The 20,916-nt window shown below is 57.3% G+C and carries 11 protein-coding genes and 2 pseudogenes; 4 read left to right on the forward strand and 9 right to left on the reverse strand.

The window, feature by feature from the left end:
• Positions 1–9 precede the first annotated feature (9 nt).
• The 7 genes from PV433_RS15190 to PV433_RS15220 all read right to left on the reverse strand — a co-directional run bounded on the left by PV433_RS15190 (position 10) and on the right by PV433_RS15220 (position 11,726).
• Positions 10–2,256 (reverse strand): FAD-dependent oxidoreductase, encoded by a 2,247-nt coding sequence (locus tag PV433_RS15190; RefSeq protein ID WP_332072924.1) that lies wholly within the window; start codon positions 2,254–2,256, stop codon positions 10–12.
• 56 nt (positions 2,257–2,312) lie between these two features.
• Complete coding sequence (locus PV433_RS15195) at positions 2,313–3,062, reverse strand: glycerophosphodiester phosphodiesterase (protein WP_332072925.1); 750 nt, start codon at positions 3,060–3,062, stop codon at positions 2,313–2,315.
• Positions 3,059–5,320: a hypothetical protein gene (locus PV433_RS15200; protein ID WP_332072926.1), complete on the reverse strand. Its 2,262-nt coding sequence runs from the start codon at positions 5,318–5,320 to the stop codon at positions 3,059–3,061. Before PV433_RS15200 ends, PV433_RS15195 begins: the two co-directional genes overlap by 4 nt.
• Entirely contained in the window at positions 5,317–6,450 is a 1,134-nt protein-coding gene (locus PV433_RS15205) for a hypothetical protein (RefSeq protein WP_332072927.1), read from the reverse strand. The genes PV433_RS15200 and PV433_RS15205 overlap by 4 nt, the downstream gene beginning before the upstream one ends.
• A 220-nt stretch (positions 6,451–6,670) precedes the next feature.
• Complete coding sequence (locus PV433_RS15210) at positions 6,671–7,738, reverse strand: efflux RND transporter periplasmic adaptor subunit (protein WP_442951530.1); 1,068 nt, start codon at positions 7,736–7,738, stop codon at positions 6,671–6,673.
• Between the two features lie 3 nt (positions 7,739–7,741).
• Positions 7,742–10,666, reverse strand: a complete 2,925-nt coding sequence (locus tag PV433_RS15215; RefSeq protein WP_332072928.1) for an ABC transporter permease — start codon at positions 10,664–10,666, stop codon at positions 7,742–7,744.
• Positions 10,667–10,703: 37 nt separating this feature from the next.
• Complete coding sequence (locus tag PV433_RS15220; RefSeq protein ID WP_332072930.1) at positions 10,704–11,726, reverse strand: efflux RND transporter periplasmic adaptor subunit; 1,023 nt, start codon at positions 11,724–11,726, stop codon at positions 10,704–10,706.
• A gap of 448 nt (positions 11,727–12,174) precedes the next feature.
• Between PV433_RS15220 and PV433_RS15225 the strand changes: the two genes are divergently transcribed.
• The 3 genes and pseudogenes from PV433_RS15225 to PV433_RS34110 form a co-directional block, all read left to right on the forward strand.
• Positions 12,175–14,280: a hypothetical protein gene (locus PV433_RS15225; protein ID WP_332072931.1), complete on the forward strand. Its 2,106-nt coding sequence runs from the start codon at positions 12,175–12,177 to the stop codon at positions 14,278–14,280.
• A gap of 993 nt (positions 14,281–15,273) precedes the next feature.
• A pseudogene (locus PV433_RS34105) lies at positions 15,274–15,537 on the forward strand (OmpL47-type beta-barrel domain-containing protein); the annotation flags it as partial.
• Positions 15,538–15,780: 243 nt separating this feature from the next.
• Positions 15,781–16,356, forward strand: a pseudogene (locus PV433_RS34110) (chitinase N-terminal domain-containing protein); the annotation flags it as partial.
• Between the two features lie 186 nt (positions 16,357–16,542).
• On the opposite strand, the gene PV433_RS15235 reads toward PV433_RS34110, so the two are convergent.
• Both PV433_RS15235 and PV433_RS15240 read right to left on the reverse strand, forming a co-directional pair.
• Positions 16,543–17,703, reverse strand: a complete 1,161-nt coding sequence (locus PV433_RS15235; RefSeq protein ID WP_332072934.1) for an MFS transporter — start codon at positions 17,701–17,703, stop codon at positions 16,543–16,545.
• Positions 17,704–17,770: 67 nt separating this feature from the next.
• Entirely contained in the window at positions 17,771–19,048 is a 1,278-nt protein-coding gene (locus tag PV433_RS15240) for an MFS transporter (protein WP_332072936.1), read from the reverse strand.
• A 344-nt stretch (positions 19,049–19,392) separates the two neighbouring features.
• On the opposite strand from PV433_RS15240, the gene PV433_RS15245 reads away from it, so the two are divergent.
• On the forward strand, positions 19,393–20,862 hold the full coding sequence (locus tag PV433_RS15245) for an aminotransferase class I/II-fold pyridoxal phosphate-dependent enzyme (protein WP_332072937.1): 1,470 nt from the start codon (positions 19,393–19,395) through the stop codon (positions 20,860–20,862).
• The last annotated feature ends 54 nt before the right edge of the window (positions 20,863–20,916 follow it).

Consider the following 20,916-nt stretch of genomic DNA (forward strand, 5'->3'; position numbering starts at 1 on the left):
CACCACTTTCTAGGAAGTAGGATAACACCTGACTTCATAAATCCCCGCAGACGGATCGCCATTCGTGGAACGAACGGTGATTCGCAGCCGTTCCGTCCGGACCGGGCGTTCCGGAACGATCGACCGCATCCGCTGATAATTGTCGGCGATCGCCCCGATCCCGGTCCAGCTGCCGTCTACGAACGCTTCTGCCGCAACATCCTTCGGACATTCCGGATCGCGGTAGAGGCCCGGATAGTTCCGGTAGTCGCGAAGCAGCTGGCAGGGAAAGGTCAGCTCGATCCGCCCGATCTCCACCGGCTCCGCCCATGTCAGCTCCAGCCAAGGGGCGTCAGACTCGGACGGGTCGGAGCGCCACAAGTTCGTGCTCCGGTAAGGGCGGGTGACGCCGCTGCGGATGTTGTCCGCCCCGTAACACGCCTGGGACGGCGAGATGCGGAAGCTCATCGTCGTCCCGCTTCCGAACCGCCGCATCAGACCGTTGCCGATCTCGTAGGCGCTTACATGCCCGGGCTGGATCGCGGCCGCAGCGTGCCAGCCGACGAGCGGATTCGCCAGCAGATCCAGGCGGATATAGCTTCCCCGGAGCTGCGATACGTCGATGCCGACCGGCCATTCCACCCATTGCTCCTCTCCCGGCGGTACCGTGAGCGTGGCCGCTGCGAGCGGCTCTCCCGGCTCGACCCGGTAATCCCATATATGCTCCGCGGCATATAACCGGGCTTCCACGGTCTGAGCGGCGCCCGACCCGTTGGCCAGACATACGGTCAACACCTCCACACGATCCGCGCCGACGCAGATCCATTGGCCTCTCCTGTGCGTTAGCGGCTGTGCAGCCGGCCGGTCTTCCCCGTCCGGCGGAGGAAGTGCGCCGGCCAGAACCGCTTCGCTGCTAGCACGGACCTCGGCCCGTCTGGCCAGATCGCGCTCATCCTCGTTCACGACGTTCGGCAGGAAACACCCGTCGCGCAGCAGCGCCTGCTGGACATCGCCGATCGCCCGCTCCGGAACGTCGCGCACCGGGATGCCGGCGCGAATCGCCAGGGCGGCAGCCGTCCCCGCCGCCTGCCCCATCACCGCCGTCGTCCCCATGACGCGCACCGTGCCGAGCGCCGCATGAGTGACGCTGACGTTCCGGCCGGCCATCATCACATTATTCATCTTGTTCGCAATCAAGATGCGCAGCGGGATTCCGTACGGTCCGACATAACTTTTCGACATGTAGGAAGTTCCGGAATTTCCCTCTATAGCAGAATGTTCGCTGAACGGAGCGAGAAGTCCTCCAGGCTCATGCAAATCGATAAACCAGCCGCCGTAGGCGACCTCGTCCGGGAATACCGTCTTCTGCAAAGGATCGTGCTCGGTCATCAAGTATTCGCCGACGATTCTCCGGCTTTCCCGCTTGCCGGGCACTTGCCCGATCCAGTCGAGCGCGTACGTCCTCGCTTCCTCCTTCAGCCGCGGGTCCCGGTTTTTGATCCAGTCCCAGACGCCTAATACGTGCCGGGTTAATTCGTGCCGGAGCGTCTCGTTGTCGTAGATCGTATGCCATGGCACGGACAGCTCGATCCACCAGAACCCGCTTCGCACATCGCTCGGCCATCTGCCCTGCTTATAGAAAAAGTCCGGGTTGTCGTAGCGGACCGCCCAGTCCGGAGCGGTAAACGGCACCGGATAGCCGACATCCTTCGCTTTGAAGTGAATCGAATTGCCCATGACCGCATCGCTGGCTTGCTCCGGCGCGTGCGGCTCGCCGAATTCGTCCCGGCTCTCCGTCCCGAGCCTCCATTCGCAGCCGGCTAACGCGGCTACGATACCGTCGCCGGTACAATCGACGAACGTATCCGCGTATAACGTCAGCTCGGTCTCCGCGTGGCTGACGCGGGCGATCACGGCTTCCACCGACCGTTCATCCCGCATCCTTACATCGGTAACCGTCGAATTCAGCCGGAACGTCAGATTCGGCGTGTGCATCGCCATATCGTACATAACCATATCCCAGACGCTGTTGATGTATCCGTTGTCCCACGTCGGATTCTCGTGGTTGCGCGCCCTCTCCTCGATCAGCAGCTCGGAGATGATGCCGGTTTCCCGTGCGTACGCATGGAAGCTGGCCGCTCCTTGCGGGGGAACGCGTATTTCCGACGAGCTGTTGCCGCCGAACACCGGCCGGTCCTGCACGAGACACACCTTCGCGCCGTGACGGGCCGCGGCGACGGCTGCGGAGAAACCCGCCAATCCGCCGCCGCACACCACGACATCGTATCGCTCTTCGACGGAACGAAAACCCGCCTTCGTCTGCTCCCGCCCTTTTATATCGCATTCTCCTTTCGGCCCTGTCCGCCGATCATCCGTCTCGGATCGTTGCCCAGCATATAGTCCACGTTCAGCGCGGTCAACCGCTCTACGCCGGCTTCGTAATCGCCGGATAAGAAGGACACATGCACCCATTTATTATACCGCTTGATCTCCGCCACCATTTCACCCGTTACCGTGTCGCTGCTTACGCTTACAGCGTTATGGCCGTATTCGATCGCGTTGCGCAGCAACGCTTCATAACGCTCCGGGCCCGGCGCTCCGTCATTTTGCGTATACGCGCCCGCTTCCGCCTTCTTAATCGGGTTGATCACCGCTTCATTTCCAAAAAACACGACTTGGCCGAGCCTATTCCGCTGCCGGACGATGTTCAAAACATCGAGCGAGTCCTCCTGCTTCAGATGCAGGATCAACGTAATGCCGCTGTTTTGAAACTCATCCAGCACCTGCTGCAGCGTCGGGATTCGGGTATCTGCGCGATTCGCGTAGGCCGGCCCTTTCCAACCGCCCGCATCCAAATGTTGCATATAGCTGCCGTATTCGAGCTCGGCTACGTTGCCCGTTCCGTTCGTCGTCCGGTTGACAGTCGAATCGTGGATCATCACAAATTGATGATCGGCCGTCCGCCGGATATCCATCTCTATCCCTCCGGCTCCCGCCCGCACCGCCTCCCTGAAAGCCAGCATCGTGTTCTCAGGATACAGATCCGAGTAGCCTCTGTGCGCCTGTATGGGTTTGTGCATCATCCCGGCTCCCCACCCTGTCCGGGAACCGCGACATTCGTATAACGCACCACGCAGCCGTACAGCTCTCCCGAACCGACACATAAGGAATCGTCCTCGGGCGAGTAGGCGAGACATGAGATGGAATGGATGCTGGCCCACTCGGAATCCAGCTCCCTCAGCTCCGCATTGTCTTTAATAACCCGCGGTCTTCCCAGATCCGTAAACCCGTGCTCGCACGAAAAATGGAACACATGGCCGGCATCCCTGGCTCCGCCATATACGCCGAAAACTTCCTCCCCGTTCCGTCTGACGAAGCAACGCAGTTGCCCGCTTGAGTATAACCGGCCGTAGGACGTCGTCTTCCGGTGATCTGCGGACAACGTGAACAACATGCCGTCCGCCGTCCCCGCAACTACAGTTCCGTCTGCGAGCGCCGCCCCACCCGTCACCGTCGCCCGGAACGCTCTTCCCCGGATGGAGGGAACTTTGACCGGCAGCGTCACGGCACGACCCTCCGCCAGATCGTATAGCACCAGCTCGTCAGCGGCGCCGGACAGCAACAGCCTGTCGTCGTCCAGCCGGATCGGATGGGCATCCGGCTCGGTCAAGACCAGACCGTGCAGCAACTGAAGGGAGCGCTTCTGCGGATCGCATACGTACACGGTGCCTGCCGGGTCGCTGGCCAGCAATTGGTTTCCTTTGAGAGTCAGGTGCAGCTTCGTGAGCTTCGTTCCCTCCGGCGTTTCGAACATAATCGTACCGGTGCCGGCCCGAAGATCCGTTTCCACGATTTTGCCGTCCGCCGTAAGGACCGCCGCCCTCCGGCCGTCCACATCCACACACGATAGAGGAGCGCCCCCGTCATAAATAACCGTCTTTTGCACAAGCCGTCCCGTCCCGGCATCCGACTCGGCCAGCAGCACTTGAGCGCCGCCGTTTATCGTGAATACGCGCTCCGCGATGGAACGCACGTGACGGACCGCCGTATCGTTCCAGCTCATATACTGGTGAAGCGGCATGGTCCGCGTGCCGCCCGCCACGATATGCATAAACGCCGGGCGACCGACACCGTTATAGTCCGGTTCGGTGTACGGCCTCAGCGGCACGTTCGGAGCGCCCGGTCCCGGAGGCTGCAGCTTCTTCATATCGACGGCGAGGATGTACGGGGAAAACTCTCCGCATACGTCCACCATATGCAGCCAGCCGTCGCGGTCAAAAATCATCTCGCATATGTACTGGGAGTCCTTGCCTTGCGGTGCGATCAGCCCCAGATTTTCCGGCTCTCCGCCGTTCAAAATATCCCACCGGACGAGCCGGATCGGGAAATAACCGTCGTATGTTTTCAGGCCGTAATACAAAACGAAATTGTCGTCGGCCGCCAGTCCTCCGATCCCGTACGGATTCACCGGCGTTTCATGGCGCAGATGGATCGGGCCGTGCCTCGTAACCGCAAGCGTCTCCGTATGGAGCTCGATCATCTCCCCGTCCATATTGTCTACAAGGAACAGCGAATTCCGCGGAGAATGCACGGCGAAAATAAACTGCCTCCGATGCTTCGTTCCGTTAGGAGAGACGAAATTCACCTTCAAATCCTGCACCTTTTCCCGCTCCGGATCGAATCGCCAGATCCCCCCTGTGTAGGAACTGCCGTACAACCGGCCTTGGGCATCCTTGACGAGCCGGCAGGAGGAGAATTCCGACACTTTGCCGTAATCCTTCACCTCATTGGTATCCAGATCGATCCGGTACAAGTGCCCTCTCATGTAACCGAGAAAATAATAATAACGCGGATCATTGCCCAGCATGCCGCCGTACATACTCTCCCTCGGCACGGGAATGCCTCTCACCTGAACCTCGTTCGTATCCGGATCGACGATCATTAGGATCGAGCCGGGATACCCTTCCCACGGATGCTCGTAATACTGCTCATACATCCACTGCTTGTGGCCCGGCGCGGGGGCCGTGTTATGGGTCGCCATAATCAGTCTGCCGTCCGGCAAAAAATCGATGCTCGTATGGATTTTGCTCGGCGGCATTTGCTGCGAATCGACGATCCACACTTTCGCCACGTCGAATATAAGCCTGAGCCCGCCCGACTCGGGATCATACTCGTACAGCAACGCGGTGAGCGGCTTCTCGTTTTCCCCGCATACGCTTACATAAAACCGTCCGCCCGGCGACTTCACGAAATCCCACACCGCATTGTGCCCTTCCTGATTGGGCAACTGGGTAAACCGGGTAAGCTCCTCCGGAATTCCGGCAAACAGATTGTTATTCATTCTTTTCCCTCCAAGACCGAATGCGCCGCATACTTGATCATCAGCTCGGGCGTCTCCAGCTTCTTTCCTGCAAATAAAGAATCCATCGCAAAGCTGATCATGCCTGATGTGAGCAGCGTCCGTTCCGGCGGCTGCGGCGGCCGCCGCGTAAGGAAAAACGTCTCGATAGACCGGGTCAACCGTTCAAAATGGCTGAACGGCCGGTCGAGATCGTTGTCGTAGCGCGAAGCGGCGATCCGGCCTTCGCGGTCGCGAAAGGCGAAAGCCCAATGCTCGTGCAGCCGCTTGAACTGAATAATGAAAGCCTTCGTGCCGTCCGCATATTCGATTCTGTACATAGCCGGGTCCGGCTCGCTCGTTCTCGGATGCACTTGCGGCAAATCCGGATAAACGGAGAGCGCATGCAGCAGCAAATCTTCCGGCCATTCCCCGCGGTCCATCGCTTCCCATACTTCCCCTTGGCCGCCCCGGATCAACTCCACGGACCGCACCCCGGTCTCGCCGCCCTTCCGAAACTCGGCGATCGATTGAAGCACCTCCATAGCGTGGAAGCCGTAACATTCCAGCCCTCCGTTGCTGATCACCAGGATCTCCTTCATCGACCCTGCACGCCCAAGATCAAGAGCCGGCACCAGATCGGCATACGGGATCGAGGAGCCGCCCATGAACGGAATGCCTCTCGCCTTCATCTCGTCGTACATCCACAGTGAATCGCTGTAAGTGTAGGCCAGATGTTTGTCGGAGAAAATCGGAACCGCACGCCCAAGCTCATCGAGCGCTGCCAGCGTTTCCTCAAGAAAACGCCGTCTGGGGTACAAAATTTGCCCCTTCTCGTTCTTGGGGTAATTTCCGTGCTCGGCGATTATGATCACGCCGTCCACAGGCCCTCCCGAATGGTCGGCCCGGATCGCCTCGGCGATCGACGGGCAGACCGGAATGCCGCACCGGGCCGCGGCCTCCCGGCTCATATCGCCGTCCGGCACCTGATCCGTATACATCGAAACGACCTCTACCCGGGGGCGATAAGCAAAACCGCCCAGCAGACGCCCCAAAATGACATCCGCGTGGGAGTTGTACCTGTACTCCGTGACGAGGACTGCTACTTTCAGCTTCTTGCCGCTTTCGCCCATGGCCGCCCTCTCCCCTTATCCTTGAACTGTCCCGTATGATCTGACGAATAGGAAACGCTAACAAAATATTATATCCGCAAATCCGGATAGTCAACGGTTTTTTCATATATGCGCATTATTTTCTTACCTGTGATAAATCTAAGAATTTTAAATGAAATATCCGGCGAAAATCCGACATTTTTCACAGGTATGAAACATCCGGTCTCACTCGTTCTGTTAGCTACGGACTGATCACAACGAGCTGCCCCTCCGTCAACCCGCTCACAATCTCCGCTTCCGTACGGGTGACGAGCCCAATCTGCACCTCCGTATCCCGGCGTATATCCGCGTCTGCAATCTGTACGTAAACCGAGCCGTTCTCATACCGAAGCGCCCGGCGCGGGATCGTCAGCACATCCGGTTTGCTGACCAGCTCCAGCTGGAAATCCAGACTGGCTCCAAGCGTCAGTCCGTCCGGGAGCGGGCCTGCGAATTCGAAAAAAAGGGTGTTCTCGTTAGTTTCGGCTTGCTGCTGATGACCGTCATCTTGAGAAATCGTCAAAGGCGCCCCCGCTACCCGCGCGCTCACCGTCGCCCCTTCCACCTGTATGGCGACAGGCATCCCCGGCCTGATCCGGCCTGCGTAAGCGGACAGGTCTCCCGTATATTGAAGCCGCAACGCACCGGATGGAGCGACGCCGACCACGTTCCGGTACGTCTCGGCCTTGCTCCCGGCTACGATATCGTCCAGAAACGTCACGATTCCGTCTGCTGCCGAGACGAGTTCGCTTTTGCTTTGATTGTCCAGCAGCCGGGACAGCTTCAACTGTTCGATCTCGAGATTCATCCGGTCGATCATTATATCGTCGGGATGACCGGACTTCAGCGATTGGCGAAGCGCCAGCTTCATGTTCTCGACGGCAAGCTTTTGCCGGGCGTGCGATAAAGCGAAATCCGCGGTTCGCAGCCGCAGTAACACGTCTCCCCGGCCGACCCGGTCCCCCCGCTTGACCCGTACCTCCCCAACCGTCCCGTTAACCTGAAAAGAATAAAACTTTTCCCGGGCCGGGACAACTATGGCGGCTCCGGTTAATTCGACGGTCAGCGTCCCCTTCTTCACCGCCCAGACGTCGGCTTTTACCCGGACATTCTCGATCAGCCCGGGACCGGACTCGCTTCGCTTCGGGAGAAGCGAACATCCCGCTAGAAGCGCTGCTGCCAGAAGTACAGCAGTCAGGGAAAGCGTGAGGCATCCTCTTCCTCTCGCAGCGGATCGGTCCGTCCTTCGTCCATGCCCCAAGATCATCACCGCCTAATCCTCTCCTAACTTGACCGCTTGGTGAATTCGGATACGGGACAGCAGCCAGCCGAGAACAACCAGCCCCGCCGTGATCATACCGGTCACGATCACATACAGCTTCAACGTATCGCCGGAATCGAACGTTACCTGGAATGGCGGTACTTGCGTCGAAGGACTGAAGGAGATTTCGAAAAGAGCGACGAACCAAGCGCTCGTCACCCCGCCGACAAGCCCGCCCATAACGACGGCGGCTGCGGTAGTCAGCAGCTGCTCGGCAGCCAGCATCCCTAGCAGCTGCGGGAACGAAATGCCCATGGCCCGCAAGATCCCGAACTGCACGAGCCGTCCGGAGAGCGACAGTACCCCATGCAGCAGAAAACCGGCAAAGCTGATGATCACGGCGATGAGAAAGCCGAGCGTCATCACCCCGTTTACGGCCAGCTGAAAAGGATCGTTTTTGGCTGCGACGACCTCCTCCCGCGTATCCGCCACCGAGATCAAGCTGATGCCGTTCGCCGCCAACGCATCGTACAGAGGCTGCCTGCTTTCCCCATCCTTGAATCTGATCCACACTTCATACGGCTCGGGCGCCAGCGCCAGCTGGATATACTCGAGATGACCGATCACGAAACGGGGTATTTCCGGGGGCACGCCGTCCCGGACACGCCCGGACGGATTCGGATTCATGGCCGGCCAGTAATTGACTACCCCGTAAACGGTAAAAGGCTTCGCAGGGACGCCGCTCCAATCGATATAAATCACGTCTCCGGGCTTGATCCCCTGATCGGCCATCGTTCGGGAAATCAATACCGCTGACGGATCGGTCGCGATCAGATTCAAATAGTCGTTCAGATGATGCTCCAGCAGGCCGTTCCTCAGCCATGCCGTACGTCCGAATTCAGCGGTGTTAATGCCCATCAGCCGGATCGGTCCGCCCTCCTTGCCGGCCGCATACCCCGCTTCCTCTTTCACGAATACTTTGGCCGCGGACTGTACGCCCGGAAGCTCCAGGAACGGCTGGAACGGCGGCTCCACGTAGTGAGTCCGCTTCGCCGAACCCGTATCCGCCCTGATAGCGTCTGCGCTCGTCTGCTCTCCGGGGTTGCCTGGTAAACGGCCGGTTGGACCTGCGGAGCCCGAAAGCGGGGCGTCGCTGATCCAGGCTTGCTTCAGCACGATGTCCGCGCCGTTTTTATAGCGGATTTTGTGCTCCGCGTTATCGTTCAAAGTCCTCGCCGCACTAGCGCTGTACAAGCCTATTGCGATCGTCATGATCAGAAACATCATCACATACAGATACGGCGCTCCGGCTCTTCCGACTTGAATCAGCGTCGCATAAAGCGCCGGGGGCCATCTTTTCCTGCCGGTCCAATAGAGGAGTCGGAGCAGCCAAGGATAAAAGCGCAGCATAAGCAGTCCCGCGCCCAGAATAAACATCGCGGGAAAAAAGAACAGCAGCGGATCGACGGAGAAGTCGGAGCCGTCCGCTCCCATTCGCATCCAGTCGCTGCGCTGCCTGTCGAACCGGCGAAGGCCGAATACCGCGGCCGCGACCAGCACGAAGTCTATGTAGAATCGGTGCCATAGCGAACGGCTCCCGCGGCGGGCCAACTGCCGGGTATGGCTGACGATTGACAGGCGGGCTGCGGCAAGCGCGGGAAAAAGCGTCATCAGGACGGAGGCTGCGACCGCATAAAGCGCATACCGGTACGACTCGCCGCTCAACCGGACCGGCAGAGCCGAACGGTTGACGAATTCGAGAAACCCGTTCGAAGCGCCGAGCAAGCGGACGAGCAGCATGCCAAGCGGCGGTCCGATCGCCAGCGCGACAGCCCCCAGCAGCAGCCCTTCGATCATATAGCCGGCCGCGACCTGAAGCCGGCTGGCTCCGCGGCTGCGCAGCACCGCAATTTCCGTTTGTTGGCGCTCCGTAATCAGGTTGGACACCATATACAGGTAATAAGCGAGCATAATCATAATCGGCACGTACAGCGACCAGAGCATCTTCCTTAAGTCGGCTTCCCGTTGGAAGTACGTCTGCAATGTCGGCATGGCAGGGACTTCGGTGAGGTAGGTACGGAACCGGCCTGATAAAAAAGATTCGATTCGTTCGCTCGCCTCAACGAACCGGTGCATGGAATCAAGGCCCATCCGGGAGTAATCAAGCAGGAACAGCCAGCCGGCGCTTGCCGTCGGCAGCACTTCCCCTGTCGTAAAGTCGCGTTCATACAGCTCGAAGTCGATAAAAAACGTTTTGGCATAGTCTTCAAACTGGTTGTACCAATAAGGATCGGCATTGTCCTTCTTGGCGACGACGCCGACGGGTGTGATCCGGATGTTCGTCTTCGCTTCCTCGTCGTTTATAACGAATACGTTGCCGAGCACCATATTTAACGCCTTCAGCGACTGCTCGGTCACAAGCGCCTCGTAGATCCCGTCCACAGGCCGATCGGCCGGCAATCTGCCGTCTGCCAGACGAATATGCTCGGACAAGCCGGACCTTGCCGCCAGCTCGATTTGCCGGTTCGTCCCCGATTCGATCCGGGTCTGCTCCGCAGGGGTCACCGAATAATAGGTCGTCCTTCTCTCGCGCACCAGCTCGCTTACCGGCAGTCCGAATCCGGGAGCCGCTTCCTTGCGCATGAAGTCGTCCAGCGTCCGTACCGCCTGAGGCCGGTCCTCCGGCTTGTAGTCCCCGGTATCCCAATAGGAAGTGCCTCCCATAACCGCCTTCGCATAATGAATTCCGGGATAACGGCCGGACGTAATCTGGAATTGCTCCAGATCCTTAATGAGCATCCGCTGCAATACCGCATCGGTATAGATCGGGATGCTGCTTACGAGCGCCACGGACATAACAAGCCCGCCGAGAAGACAAACCGCCAGCCATCCGTTATTTGCCAGCTTGCGCACCATCATGAGAAGCAGTGCCAACACGATACCTCCCGACTTAGTGGAGTGCGGAGCCCGGCCGTTACTGGATAATGATCTGCTGTCCTTCTTCCAGCCCTTTGACGATCTCGACTTCTGTGGCCGACTCGAGCCCGGTCTCTACATCGGCCTCCCGAATCCGTTCTCCTTCCAGCACTTTGACGTAAGTACGCCCCAGAACAGAGGTTAATGCGAACCTCGGAATGACGACGACGTTCTCTTTCTTTTGGAGCATGATTTGAATTTCCGCGCTGTCGTTCAGCTCCGGGCGGATGCCGGCATCGTCCAGCCGCACATATATCGTTTTCGCATAACCGGCGTTTTGCGGTTTCTGACCGGTAGACGGTGCGTTTGCCAGACTTTGGACCACCGTCCCTTGCAGCTGCCGGTCCCGGTACACGATGTCGGCCCGCATCCCGGCCCGGACCTCCTGCACATTATCGGAGCCGGACGATGTGTAGGTCAGCTCGATCCTTTGCGGATCGGCTATCGTTACATAAGGTTTAGCCGGTTCAACCGTATCTCCGATCTTCACCTCTTCCATCGCGACGATAATGCCGTCGATTTGCGCCCGCATCGTTTTGCCTTCCAGCTGCGACTGGGCATCGTTCCATAATCGCTCGGCGATATCCACCTCCAATATTCGGATCGGAATCAGCTCCTCGTCCCGGCTTTCCTTGGCCAGATTCAGATTGCGCTTCGCCTTCGCCAAGTCCCGGACCCGTTCCTTGACGGCGATATCGCCAAGCCCGATCTCCAGCTCGATCAGTGGGTCTCCCTGCCGGACCCGGTCTCCGGGTTTTGCCCGAACGCCCGTTACTTTGCCTGTAGAATAAAAGTGCTGACTGACGACGTCGGACGACTGGAACACGCCCGTCCCTTTCACCTGCCGGGTCACAGTCCCCCGCTTCACTTCGTGCAAATTGTAGATTTCCTTCTGCGGCAATACGAGCGGCGGCTTCAGCACCGATTCTTCCTTCGGCCACAATGTGCATCCGGACAAGGCCAGCGTCAGGCACGCCAGTCCGGTCAAGCCCGCTCTCTCCCAGCTAATTCTGTTCCGCATTCGTCCATCCTCCACGGGAAAACTTCATGCCGAATCCGTCTTTCTCCAGGTCCGTTCCTGTTCCAGTTAACTGCATATTACCACTTTTATAAATATAAATAAATTGCATAATGAAAAAAAAACAAAGATTTTATCTGCTTATTTTATCCTGAACCCGCATGATTTCGATACATAATGCGCAAATGAGAAAAACATTTACATACGTAAATTATGATGTATAATATGAATCGAACCGTTTTCTAAGAGGACAGGAGGAGAATGGATACACGAGAACGCCGATGGTTACAGCTACAGCAGGGTGAAGCAGATATGGAGAATTCGTTATTTCCTGCAGTGCGGCAGCTGTATTGGGGTTAGCCGCCCGAGTCAAGCCGCAGTGAAGTGAAATATAAGGCTGCAGTGTGCGCAGACTGCAACCATCACAATGGAATACGAGGGAGTGATCTTGTTGTTCAAGCGTCTGATGCTTGTCGTCACTATGCTCTGCACCTTGCTTCTCGTTGTCTCGCCGGCAATGGCGAATTCTGCTTCCCCCGCTCCGGGCGACTCCTGGTCGAGAGAAGGGCTGGCCGCCCAAGTCAGTGAACTGAATGTGCTCCTTGGCACTACCGACCGGCTTCCGTTGAAGCAATTTCTTGAAAGCGTTCGCAATCAAGCCAATACGGTGCTGGGCTCAGCCGACATCACGCCCGAGGCCGGCTTGACCACGCACAAGGCGCTGAGCTACGCCTTGAAGCTGGCCGCGGACGTCAACCTGCTCAGCAGCGGCGCCCCTTGGGCGAACTCGCCTTTTATCGTCTACGAGGCTCCCCCGATCAGCCCGGAAAAGCGGCTGCCGGATACGCTTCCGCAAGACGGCGCCTTAACCGATCAACTCTCGGTCATCTCGGCGAAAGGGGAATTCGAAGCAGCTTCCTTCGTTCTCGCCCCGCTCTCCGATGTAAGCTCTGTCACCTTTGCCGTCAGCGATTTGACAGGGGAAGGCGGCACGATTCCGGCCGGCGCTATCGATCTGCGGGTCGTCAAAACCTGGTATCAGGGCGGAACGGCCTGGCAAAGCTACTTTAGCGACTCCTCCAAGCAAGTGCTGGTTCCCGAGCTGCTGCTGCACGATGAAAACCTCATTCTCGTCGACCATAACCGCAAAGGCAACTCCTTGCGCGTCGACTACCCGACCGGCTCCCAGTACAAAGACATCTCCAACATCCCGGCGACCAAATTCAACACATACGAGGAACCGGTCGAGGACAGCCCGACTCTTCTGCCGATCGAACTGAAGCAGGGGGAATCGAAGCAGATGTGGCTTACCTTGAAGGTTCCCGGCCAAGCCGCCGCCGGCTTTTATACCGGCTCGATCGATATCGTAGCGGACGGCGTCCCGGCAGGCAGCCTCGCCTTATATGTCCGCGTCCTTCCTTATGAGCTTCCTCAGCCGAAAACGTATTACGATGTGAACAAAGACTTTTACGTCATGCTTTACCACCAAAGCCGAGTGAAGGAACATTTGGTTCAGGCCAAAGGGGATCTCGCTCTCGTAGAGACCAAACTGCTGAACGATTATCAGAATCTCGCCGATCATAACGCGCTTCATATCCCCGGACCGCTTTATTCGGTTGCCGACCGGGCGACCTTCACGAAGCAGCTGGAGCTTATGCAGCAGGCCGGCCTCAGTCTGAACCCGTTGTTCGGCGTGAAGCAGACGTTTCCACCCTACGACATTTTCAATAAATATACAGGTTATTTGGCCGCCAAGGCGACCTATGAAGCGAATCCGACCGAAGCGAACAAGCTGGCGATGGACACCCTCTACGACGCATGGCGAAACGGCGTTAACGCGCAAAAGGCCGCGCTCGACGAGGCGTACGATTATGTCTCCAGCTTCGTCGGTCACACGAACCTGTATTTTGACGGCTGGGATGAGCCTTCCTGGTCGATGCTGCAGTTCCAGCAGGAGATGTGGCAGTACATGCACGACAAGGGAGCCAAAGTATTCTCTACCGGCACCGAACGCCACTTCGAGCTGGACGTGAAAGAAAACTTCTTGAACATCGTCGGAGAGCCGACCCGCGCAAAGGCGGATATGTGGCACTCCTTCGGCAGCGACAAAATGATTACGAATTACGCGTACCCGCATACCGGACCGGAAAATCCCGACTTGATGCGTCAGCGTCACGGGATGTGGACGTACAAAGCCAACTATGACGCTACATACAATTATATTTTCTATGAAGGCCCTCCGAACATCTGGAACGACAACTCGATTCAGGACGAATTCCGCAACTTCAACCTCGTCTATCCGACAAGAACGAAACTGATCGACACGATCGCCTGGGAAGGGTTCCGCGAAGGGATTGACGACATCCGCTATGCGACCAAGCTCAAGCAGGTTGCCGCCGCCGCGATTGCATCGGGTCAAGCCGATCGGGTAGCCGCCGCGAACAACGCCTTGATTTGGCTCGAAGAAGTCGACGAGCGCTCGACGAATCAAGATCTGCTCCGGCTGGAGATGATCCGGCATATCGGGCTGTTGCTTGATTTGGAAACTACCCACTAAGGAGGCGGTACGATGTTCCGACAATCAGGGCGAGTTATCATCCTGCTGCTTGCGCTTGTATGGGCCGCTTCGGGTATGAGCCCAGCGAGTGTGCAGGCCGAGACGAAGAAGGTGTATCCGGTTACTTGGACGGAGGAATCGCTCCAATCTCCGGCGGAATGGGCGCAAAGTTCTTATTTCAACAATCCGGCATACAAGGAAACGCGATTCGGGGTATATTGGCCCGGCACCCCGATCCCGCCGGGCGGCCCGCGCGAAACTTCCTTTTATATGGTATACCGCGAGGACGGCTTATATATGTTTTTCCAGGCGAACGAATGGGAGAACGATGCGGGCGGCAGCTTGAAGCCGAGCTCGTTCGAGTTTTTTGTAGTCCCCGGGGAAGGCGATCTCCCCTACCATCAGATGATCGTGCCGACGGACGGAGGGCCAATCGAATATTACGAGTGGCAGACCGAGTACCGGAATAACCGTCCGCTGAAAGGCAGCGTCAAGGTGAATACGGGACAGATTCCGACCGGCTGGGGAACGGTGGTCGTTCTTCCTTGGGAGAACGTGTACGACCGTCTGCCTCTGGATGGCGGAGACTGGCAGTTCAACCTGATCCGATGGTCCCCTTCCGACGGCCAGACTTGGGGAGGACACGTCCATCAGCCCGGGAAGTTCAACTTGCTGCGCTTTCAAGCTCCGACGGCGGAGCAACGGATGGCGATCCAGAAATATATGCTGGCCAAAGCCTGGGCGTCGTTTCAAACCAAATCCGCGGAGCTGACCGCCTATTGGTCTCAGAACCCCGCTACGAAAGACATCGCCTTCTACAACCGGATCGTCCTGCCCCTGATCGAGGACGGCGCTGCGAAAGGCGCTGCGATGAGCCAACTGGCGAGCTTGAATGCGGTGCAAACGGATCAGCTGTTCCAGAACGTCCGGACATGGATGGAGCTGCGCTACGACGTTGATGACAAGCGGAAGATCTACTTGCAAAACATGCTGATGGACCGCACGGCTCCCGTAACGACTGCGGAACTGTCGCCGGGCCTGCCGGACGGCTTGAACGGATGGTACGTCAATCCGGTTACAGTCACCCTGTCCGCCTACGACCGCGGGGCCGGCGTAATGGACACCGTGTACAGCCTCAACGGCGGAGCCGCTTGGAACGCTTATACGGGCCCGTTCGTTCTGGATCAGGATGGCTCCTATACGATCAGCTACCGTTCGACGGACATGGCGGGCAATGGCGAAGCCGTCAAGACCGCTTCGCTGCGGATCGACACCACGGCGCCGGCCGCTTCCGTCACCTACAGCAGCACTTCTCCGACCAGCGGCCCGGTTACCGCGGTCTTGACGCCAAGCGAACCGGTTACGATTACGAACAATGGCGGATCGGCCAGCTATACGTTCCAAGCCAACGGCAGCTTTATGTTCGAATTTATCGATGAAGCAGGCAACCCAGCCCGTCAAACCGCTACCGTGACAAATATCGCAGCGAAAAGCACCGGAGTGCCGGGACTACCGGTTTTATCCCACGACAACGGACACGATACCGGGCTTGCGGACGGCAGCTACAACATCACGATGAACATGTGGTCGGGCAATAACGGCAGCTCGTACAAATTGTATGAGAACGACGTGTTGATCGACACCCGGACGCTGCTCGACAATTCGCCTCATGCTCAGGCGACCGTTACGTCCGTCACTTATAAACCTAACGGCACCTACCGTTACTACGCCGAGCTTACGAACGCTTACGGCACGACGAAAAGCGGCGTGCTGACCGTTAACGTAACCGATGCCGCACCGGCCAAAGCCGTTCTCTCTCACGATAATTGGGATACGGACGGAAACTTTACGATCCGTATGAATATGTGGTGGGGAACGAACGGGGAGTCGTACCGGCTGTACGAGAACGGAACGCTGATCGACACGCAGACGCTGACCGCACGGACGCCTCAGGCGCAATCGGCGGCGACGCTTGTAAGCGGCAAGCCGGTCGGGACGTATACGTATCGGGCCGAGCTGGTCAACTATGCCGGAGTGACCTCCAGCACAACGATTACCGTTTCGGTAACGAAGTAACAAGCCAGACGCACAACGCATCAACAAAGCCCCCCGGAAATGCCGTCAGGCGTTACCGGGGGGCCTTGTTTGTTTACGAAGCGGATATGTGCCGCTAGAAAAAATCTGCGGCTCGAGGTGAACACAGCGGACGCGTCCGCAGGACTGTTGCCGGCAGGAGCCGTCCTCGTTGCAAGCAGGCTGCGATCAGCCTGCCGCGCTTTCCGCTTTCATCCGGCGGTCAAGCGCCCGGTACGGAACGAGCAGCAGGATTGCGGCCAGACACAGGACGCCGCCGATCGCGAACGGCATATTGACGTTAAAGTGAAAGGCGCCCATCCCCATCAGCGGGCCGGCGATTCTGCCGAGGCTGTCCATGGACGAGTTCAAGCCCGTCGCTACGCCTTGGCCGACTTTCGTTTTTTGCGTAATGAGCGACAACACGCACGGACGGATCAAAGCGTTGCCCGCGCCGAATACGGTCAAATAAATTGAAGCGGTCAGCAAGTTCGACGACAGGAGGATCAGGAAAAATCCGACCGAAGACAGCAGCAGTCCGATCGCGATCACTTTGGGCTCGTCCCCCGGTTTGACCAGCCTCCGGACGACGCCTCCCTGAATGGCCGCCCCTACGATACCGCTCGCCAGAAACATAATGCCGATATCCATCGGAGTCGCATTAAACCGGAGCATCTGGAAGTATTGCAGCGTCGCCTCCATGCCGGCCAGCGTAAACGTCACGAAAAACGACAACACATACAAATATTTGAGCGGACCCGAGAAAGCGGTCCATCGGGACACCCGCTTCTGGCCGCTCTGTCCCCTGCTCTCTGCCGGAAGCGACTCCACCAGGCGCTTCCACGCAAACAGGAACGTGATCAGCGACAAGGCTGCGGAGACGAAAAACGGAATCGACAAGCCGAAGCCCGCCAGCAGCCCGCCGATCGCCGGACCGAAAATGAAACCGAGCCCGATCGACATGCCGACCAGTCCCATCCCTTTCGTCCGGTTGCTCTCCGTCGTAATATCCGCCACATAAGCGACGGCGCAGGAAGTCGCCGCGCCGGAGAACACGCCTCCAAGGATGCGGGACACATACATCAGCCATAACGAATCGCCGGCAAGGCCGAGAATCAGAAAGCTCACGGCAAATCCGACAAGACCGAGCAGCAGCACCGGCCGTCTGCCGATCCGGTCCGATAACGAGCCCCAAAACGGCGACATCACGAACGAGATCGCGGAGTAAAGCGTTAGCATCATACTGAGATGAAAAGGACTGACAATTTCCGGAAGGACCGGAATGATAATGCCGAATCCGATAAAGATGGTCACCAGAATGAGCATGATGACCCCAATCTGCTTGTTCATGGACGAAAGGCCTCCGAAAACGTAGTATACAACACCAGCCAAACCGTTGCGTTTGCAGACGCTTTAATCATCTTACCATAACTTTACGGTCGACAAAAATGAACAATTGTAGAACGAAAAGGACGGCAAGCACGCACCCGCTTAACAGAAACGGCGCCTGATAGCCGATCGAATCCCACAGCTTGCCCGATAAGATCGGTCCGAGCACGTTGCCCGATCCTTCGATCGTGAGGAAGAACCCCCAGATCGCGCCGCGCTTTTCCTTCGGAATAACCGAGGCGATGAGCGCATTCCAGGAAGGGATGATCAGGGCATAACCGACCCCGAGCAGCATCACCAGCACAAGCACCCAGCCGACGGACTTCACCGAAGTGAACGTCAGCAGCGTCGCAGAGCTGAGCACGAGCCCGATATTAATAAACCAGCGGACGCCGAAACGGTCCACAAGCTTGCCTACAGGTATAAGGAATAGCACCGTAACCGCTCCCCCGGCAATCAGAAACAGACTGTACTGGGCAGGCGTCAAGTTCAGGATCGTCCTCGCATACAGCGTCAGCACCGGCGTCAGCAGCCCGAGAGCGAACGTCTGGGCGAACAGGGAAGGATAAAAGACCCAGCTGACGTGCAGCGAGCGCCGCACTTCATCCATATATAGGCGGATTTTGCGGGTTTGCCGGATGAAGAAGCCGTCTGCCGACCCCCGCGCCCCGTGCTCGGCCCGGTAATCGTTCACCAGGGATTTCAGATCCGAGCCGTATCCTTTGCCAGGCAAAAACAGCGAGACGACCACAGTCAGCACCATCAGGCCGAGCAAGATACCAAACGCCGTTCTGTAGGTGTCTCCGATAAAAAAATTGATGACGACCGGCCCCATGCCGACTCCGGATAACCACGACATATAGATGATCGACATCGTAGTGCCGGTCGCCTTCTCTCCCGTCGAATTCGTCGCCCCCGTAATGACGCAGGGCCATAAAGGCGATGTTCCGATTCCGAGCAGCGTGCAGGACAGCATGATCCAATACGGCTGACGAAAAAACACGAGGATAAGCACCGACAGCAGCGTCACGATTACCCCGCCCAGCATAACCGGACGATAGCCGACTTTATCGATCAGCCAGCCGATCGGGGAACGGAACAAGTTGTCGCCTATGTATTGAAGCGCAAGCGTCCAGCCGATTAAAAACGTCGTAATCCCGAGCACCGACTTCATATATATCGGCAAAATCGAGACGAGTATCGCTCCCTTCACGAATTCAACAATAAACATAATGACCAGAAGCATCACTACGAAAGGAGTAAGAAATTTTTTCTGTTCGTTCCAAAACGATAGTAACCGGTTCACTTGTCCACCTCAGCCGATATAAGAATCTACTTATTGGTTAGTCTGCCCCAGGAGCAGGGTCGTAAAACGTCGCGAAGCCGATGTTCGCTGAGGGAAGTCTACGATGCAAGTTTTAATGAAATAAAAAGTTCGCATCGACGATGCATGTTTTTCACGAAATAAAAACTTTGCATCAACGGTGCAAGTTTTAATGAAATAAAAACTTGCATCACCCGCCCAATTTGATATACTCAAGCTTGTTTAGTTTTAAGCGCGAGTTCAAAAAGTCCGTGATTAAAAGTGGACTTTTTGAACAACCTCTTTAAGCATATCATTCGAAATCGCCGGAAGGAAGGGATGACCGCATGGATCATAACCGCACCCCTTTATTTACCGCACTGACCGGGCATGCGGCCAAACGCCCGATTCAGTTTCATATTCCCGGACACAAAACGGGGGTCGGCTCCGATCCCGAGTTTCGCTCGTTTATCGGAGATAACGCACTTTCGATCGACCTGATCAATATAGCGCCGCTGGACGATCTTCACCAGCCGACAGGAGTTATCCTGGAAGCGCAGCAGCTCGCAGCCGACGCATTCGGAGCCGACTATACGTTCTTCTCCGTCCAAGGCACGAGCGGCGCGATTATGACCATGATTATGTCCGTCGTCGGAGAAGGCGATAAAATCATCGTTCCCCGCAACGTGCATAAATCGATATTGTCTGCCATTATATTCTCGGGAGCCAAGCCGATCTTCCTGTCGCCGGTACGCGACGCCAATTTGGGGATCGATCACGGGGTCACGACCAGCTCCGTCAAAAAAGCGTTAAGCCGGCATCCCGACGCTAAAGCGGTGCTCGTGATCAACCCGACCTATTACGGCGTATGCGCCGACCTGAAAGAAATCGTCGAACTGGTGCACAGCTACGATATTCCCGTACTCGTCGACGAGGCTCACGGGTCGCTGATTCATTTCCATGACGATTTGCCGATATCGGCAATGCAAGCCGGCGCCGACATGGCGGCCACCAGCGTTCATAAGCTCGGCGGCTCGATGACGCAAAGCTCGATTCTGAACGTGCAAGGTCCGAGAATCAACCAGCGTCGGATTCAGACGATCATCAGCATGCTGACGACCACTTCGACGTCTTATTTGCTGCTGGCCTCACTCGATACGTCCCGCAGAAACTTGGCGCTGAACGGCAAAGCGATCGCGGAGAAAGCTTTGCAGCTGGCCCAATACGCCCGCAGGGCGATTAATGAAATACCCGGACTGCATTGCTTCGGGGAAGAAATATTGGGGACGGAAGCGACGTTTGACTACGATCCGACCAAAGTGACCGTGCACGTACGCCATCTGGGCATTACGGGGTATGACGCCGAGAACTGGCTGCGGGAGAAGTACAACCTCGAGATTGAGATGAGCGATATGTACAACATTCTCTGCCTCGTCACACCGGGCGATACGCAGGAGAATGTCGACATTTTGATCCGGGCACTGGCGGAGCTCTCCAAGGAAACGCACAACGTCAATCATTCGAACGAGCTCGTCATTCACATTCCGGAAATTCCGCAGCTGTCGCTGACCCCCCGCGACGCTTTTTACGGAGATACGGAGATTGTGCCGTTTAAAGAATCTGCGGGGCGCATTATGGCTGAATTTATTTATGTATACCCGCCTGGGATACCGATCCTGCTTCCTGGCGAAGTGATCTCCCAGGACAACATCGATTATATCGTCGATCATCTGGAGGTCGGATTGCCGGTCAAAGGCCCGGAAGACCGCACGATCGAATTCGTCAAAGTGATCGTCGAGACCAAGCCGATTTTCTGAGAAATTTGCCGTTCTGCCAGCGGGCAGCCCATACAAAACGGAGAGGAGCCCTAG

This window comes from Paenibacillus sp. GYB004 (assembly GCF_036577605.1).
Classification (GTDB): domain Bacteria; phylum Bacillota; class Bacilli; order Paenibacillales; family NBRC-103111; genus Paenibacillus_AB; species Paenibacillus_AB oceani.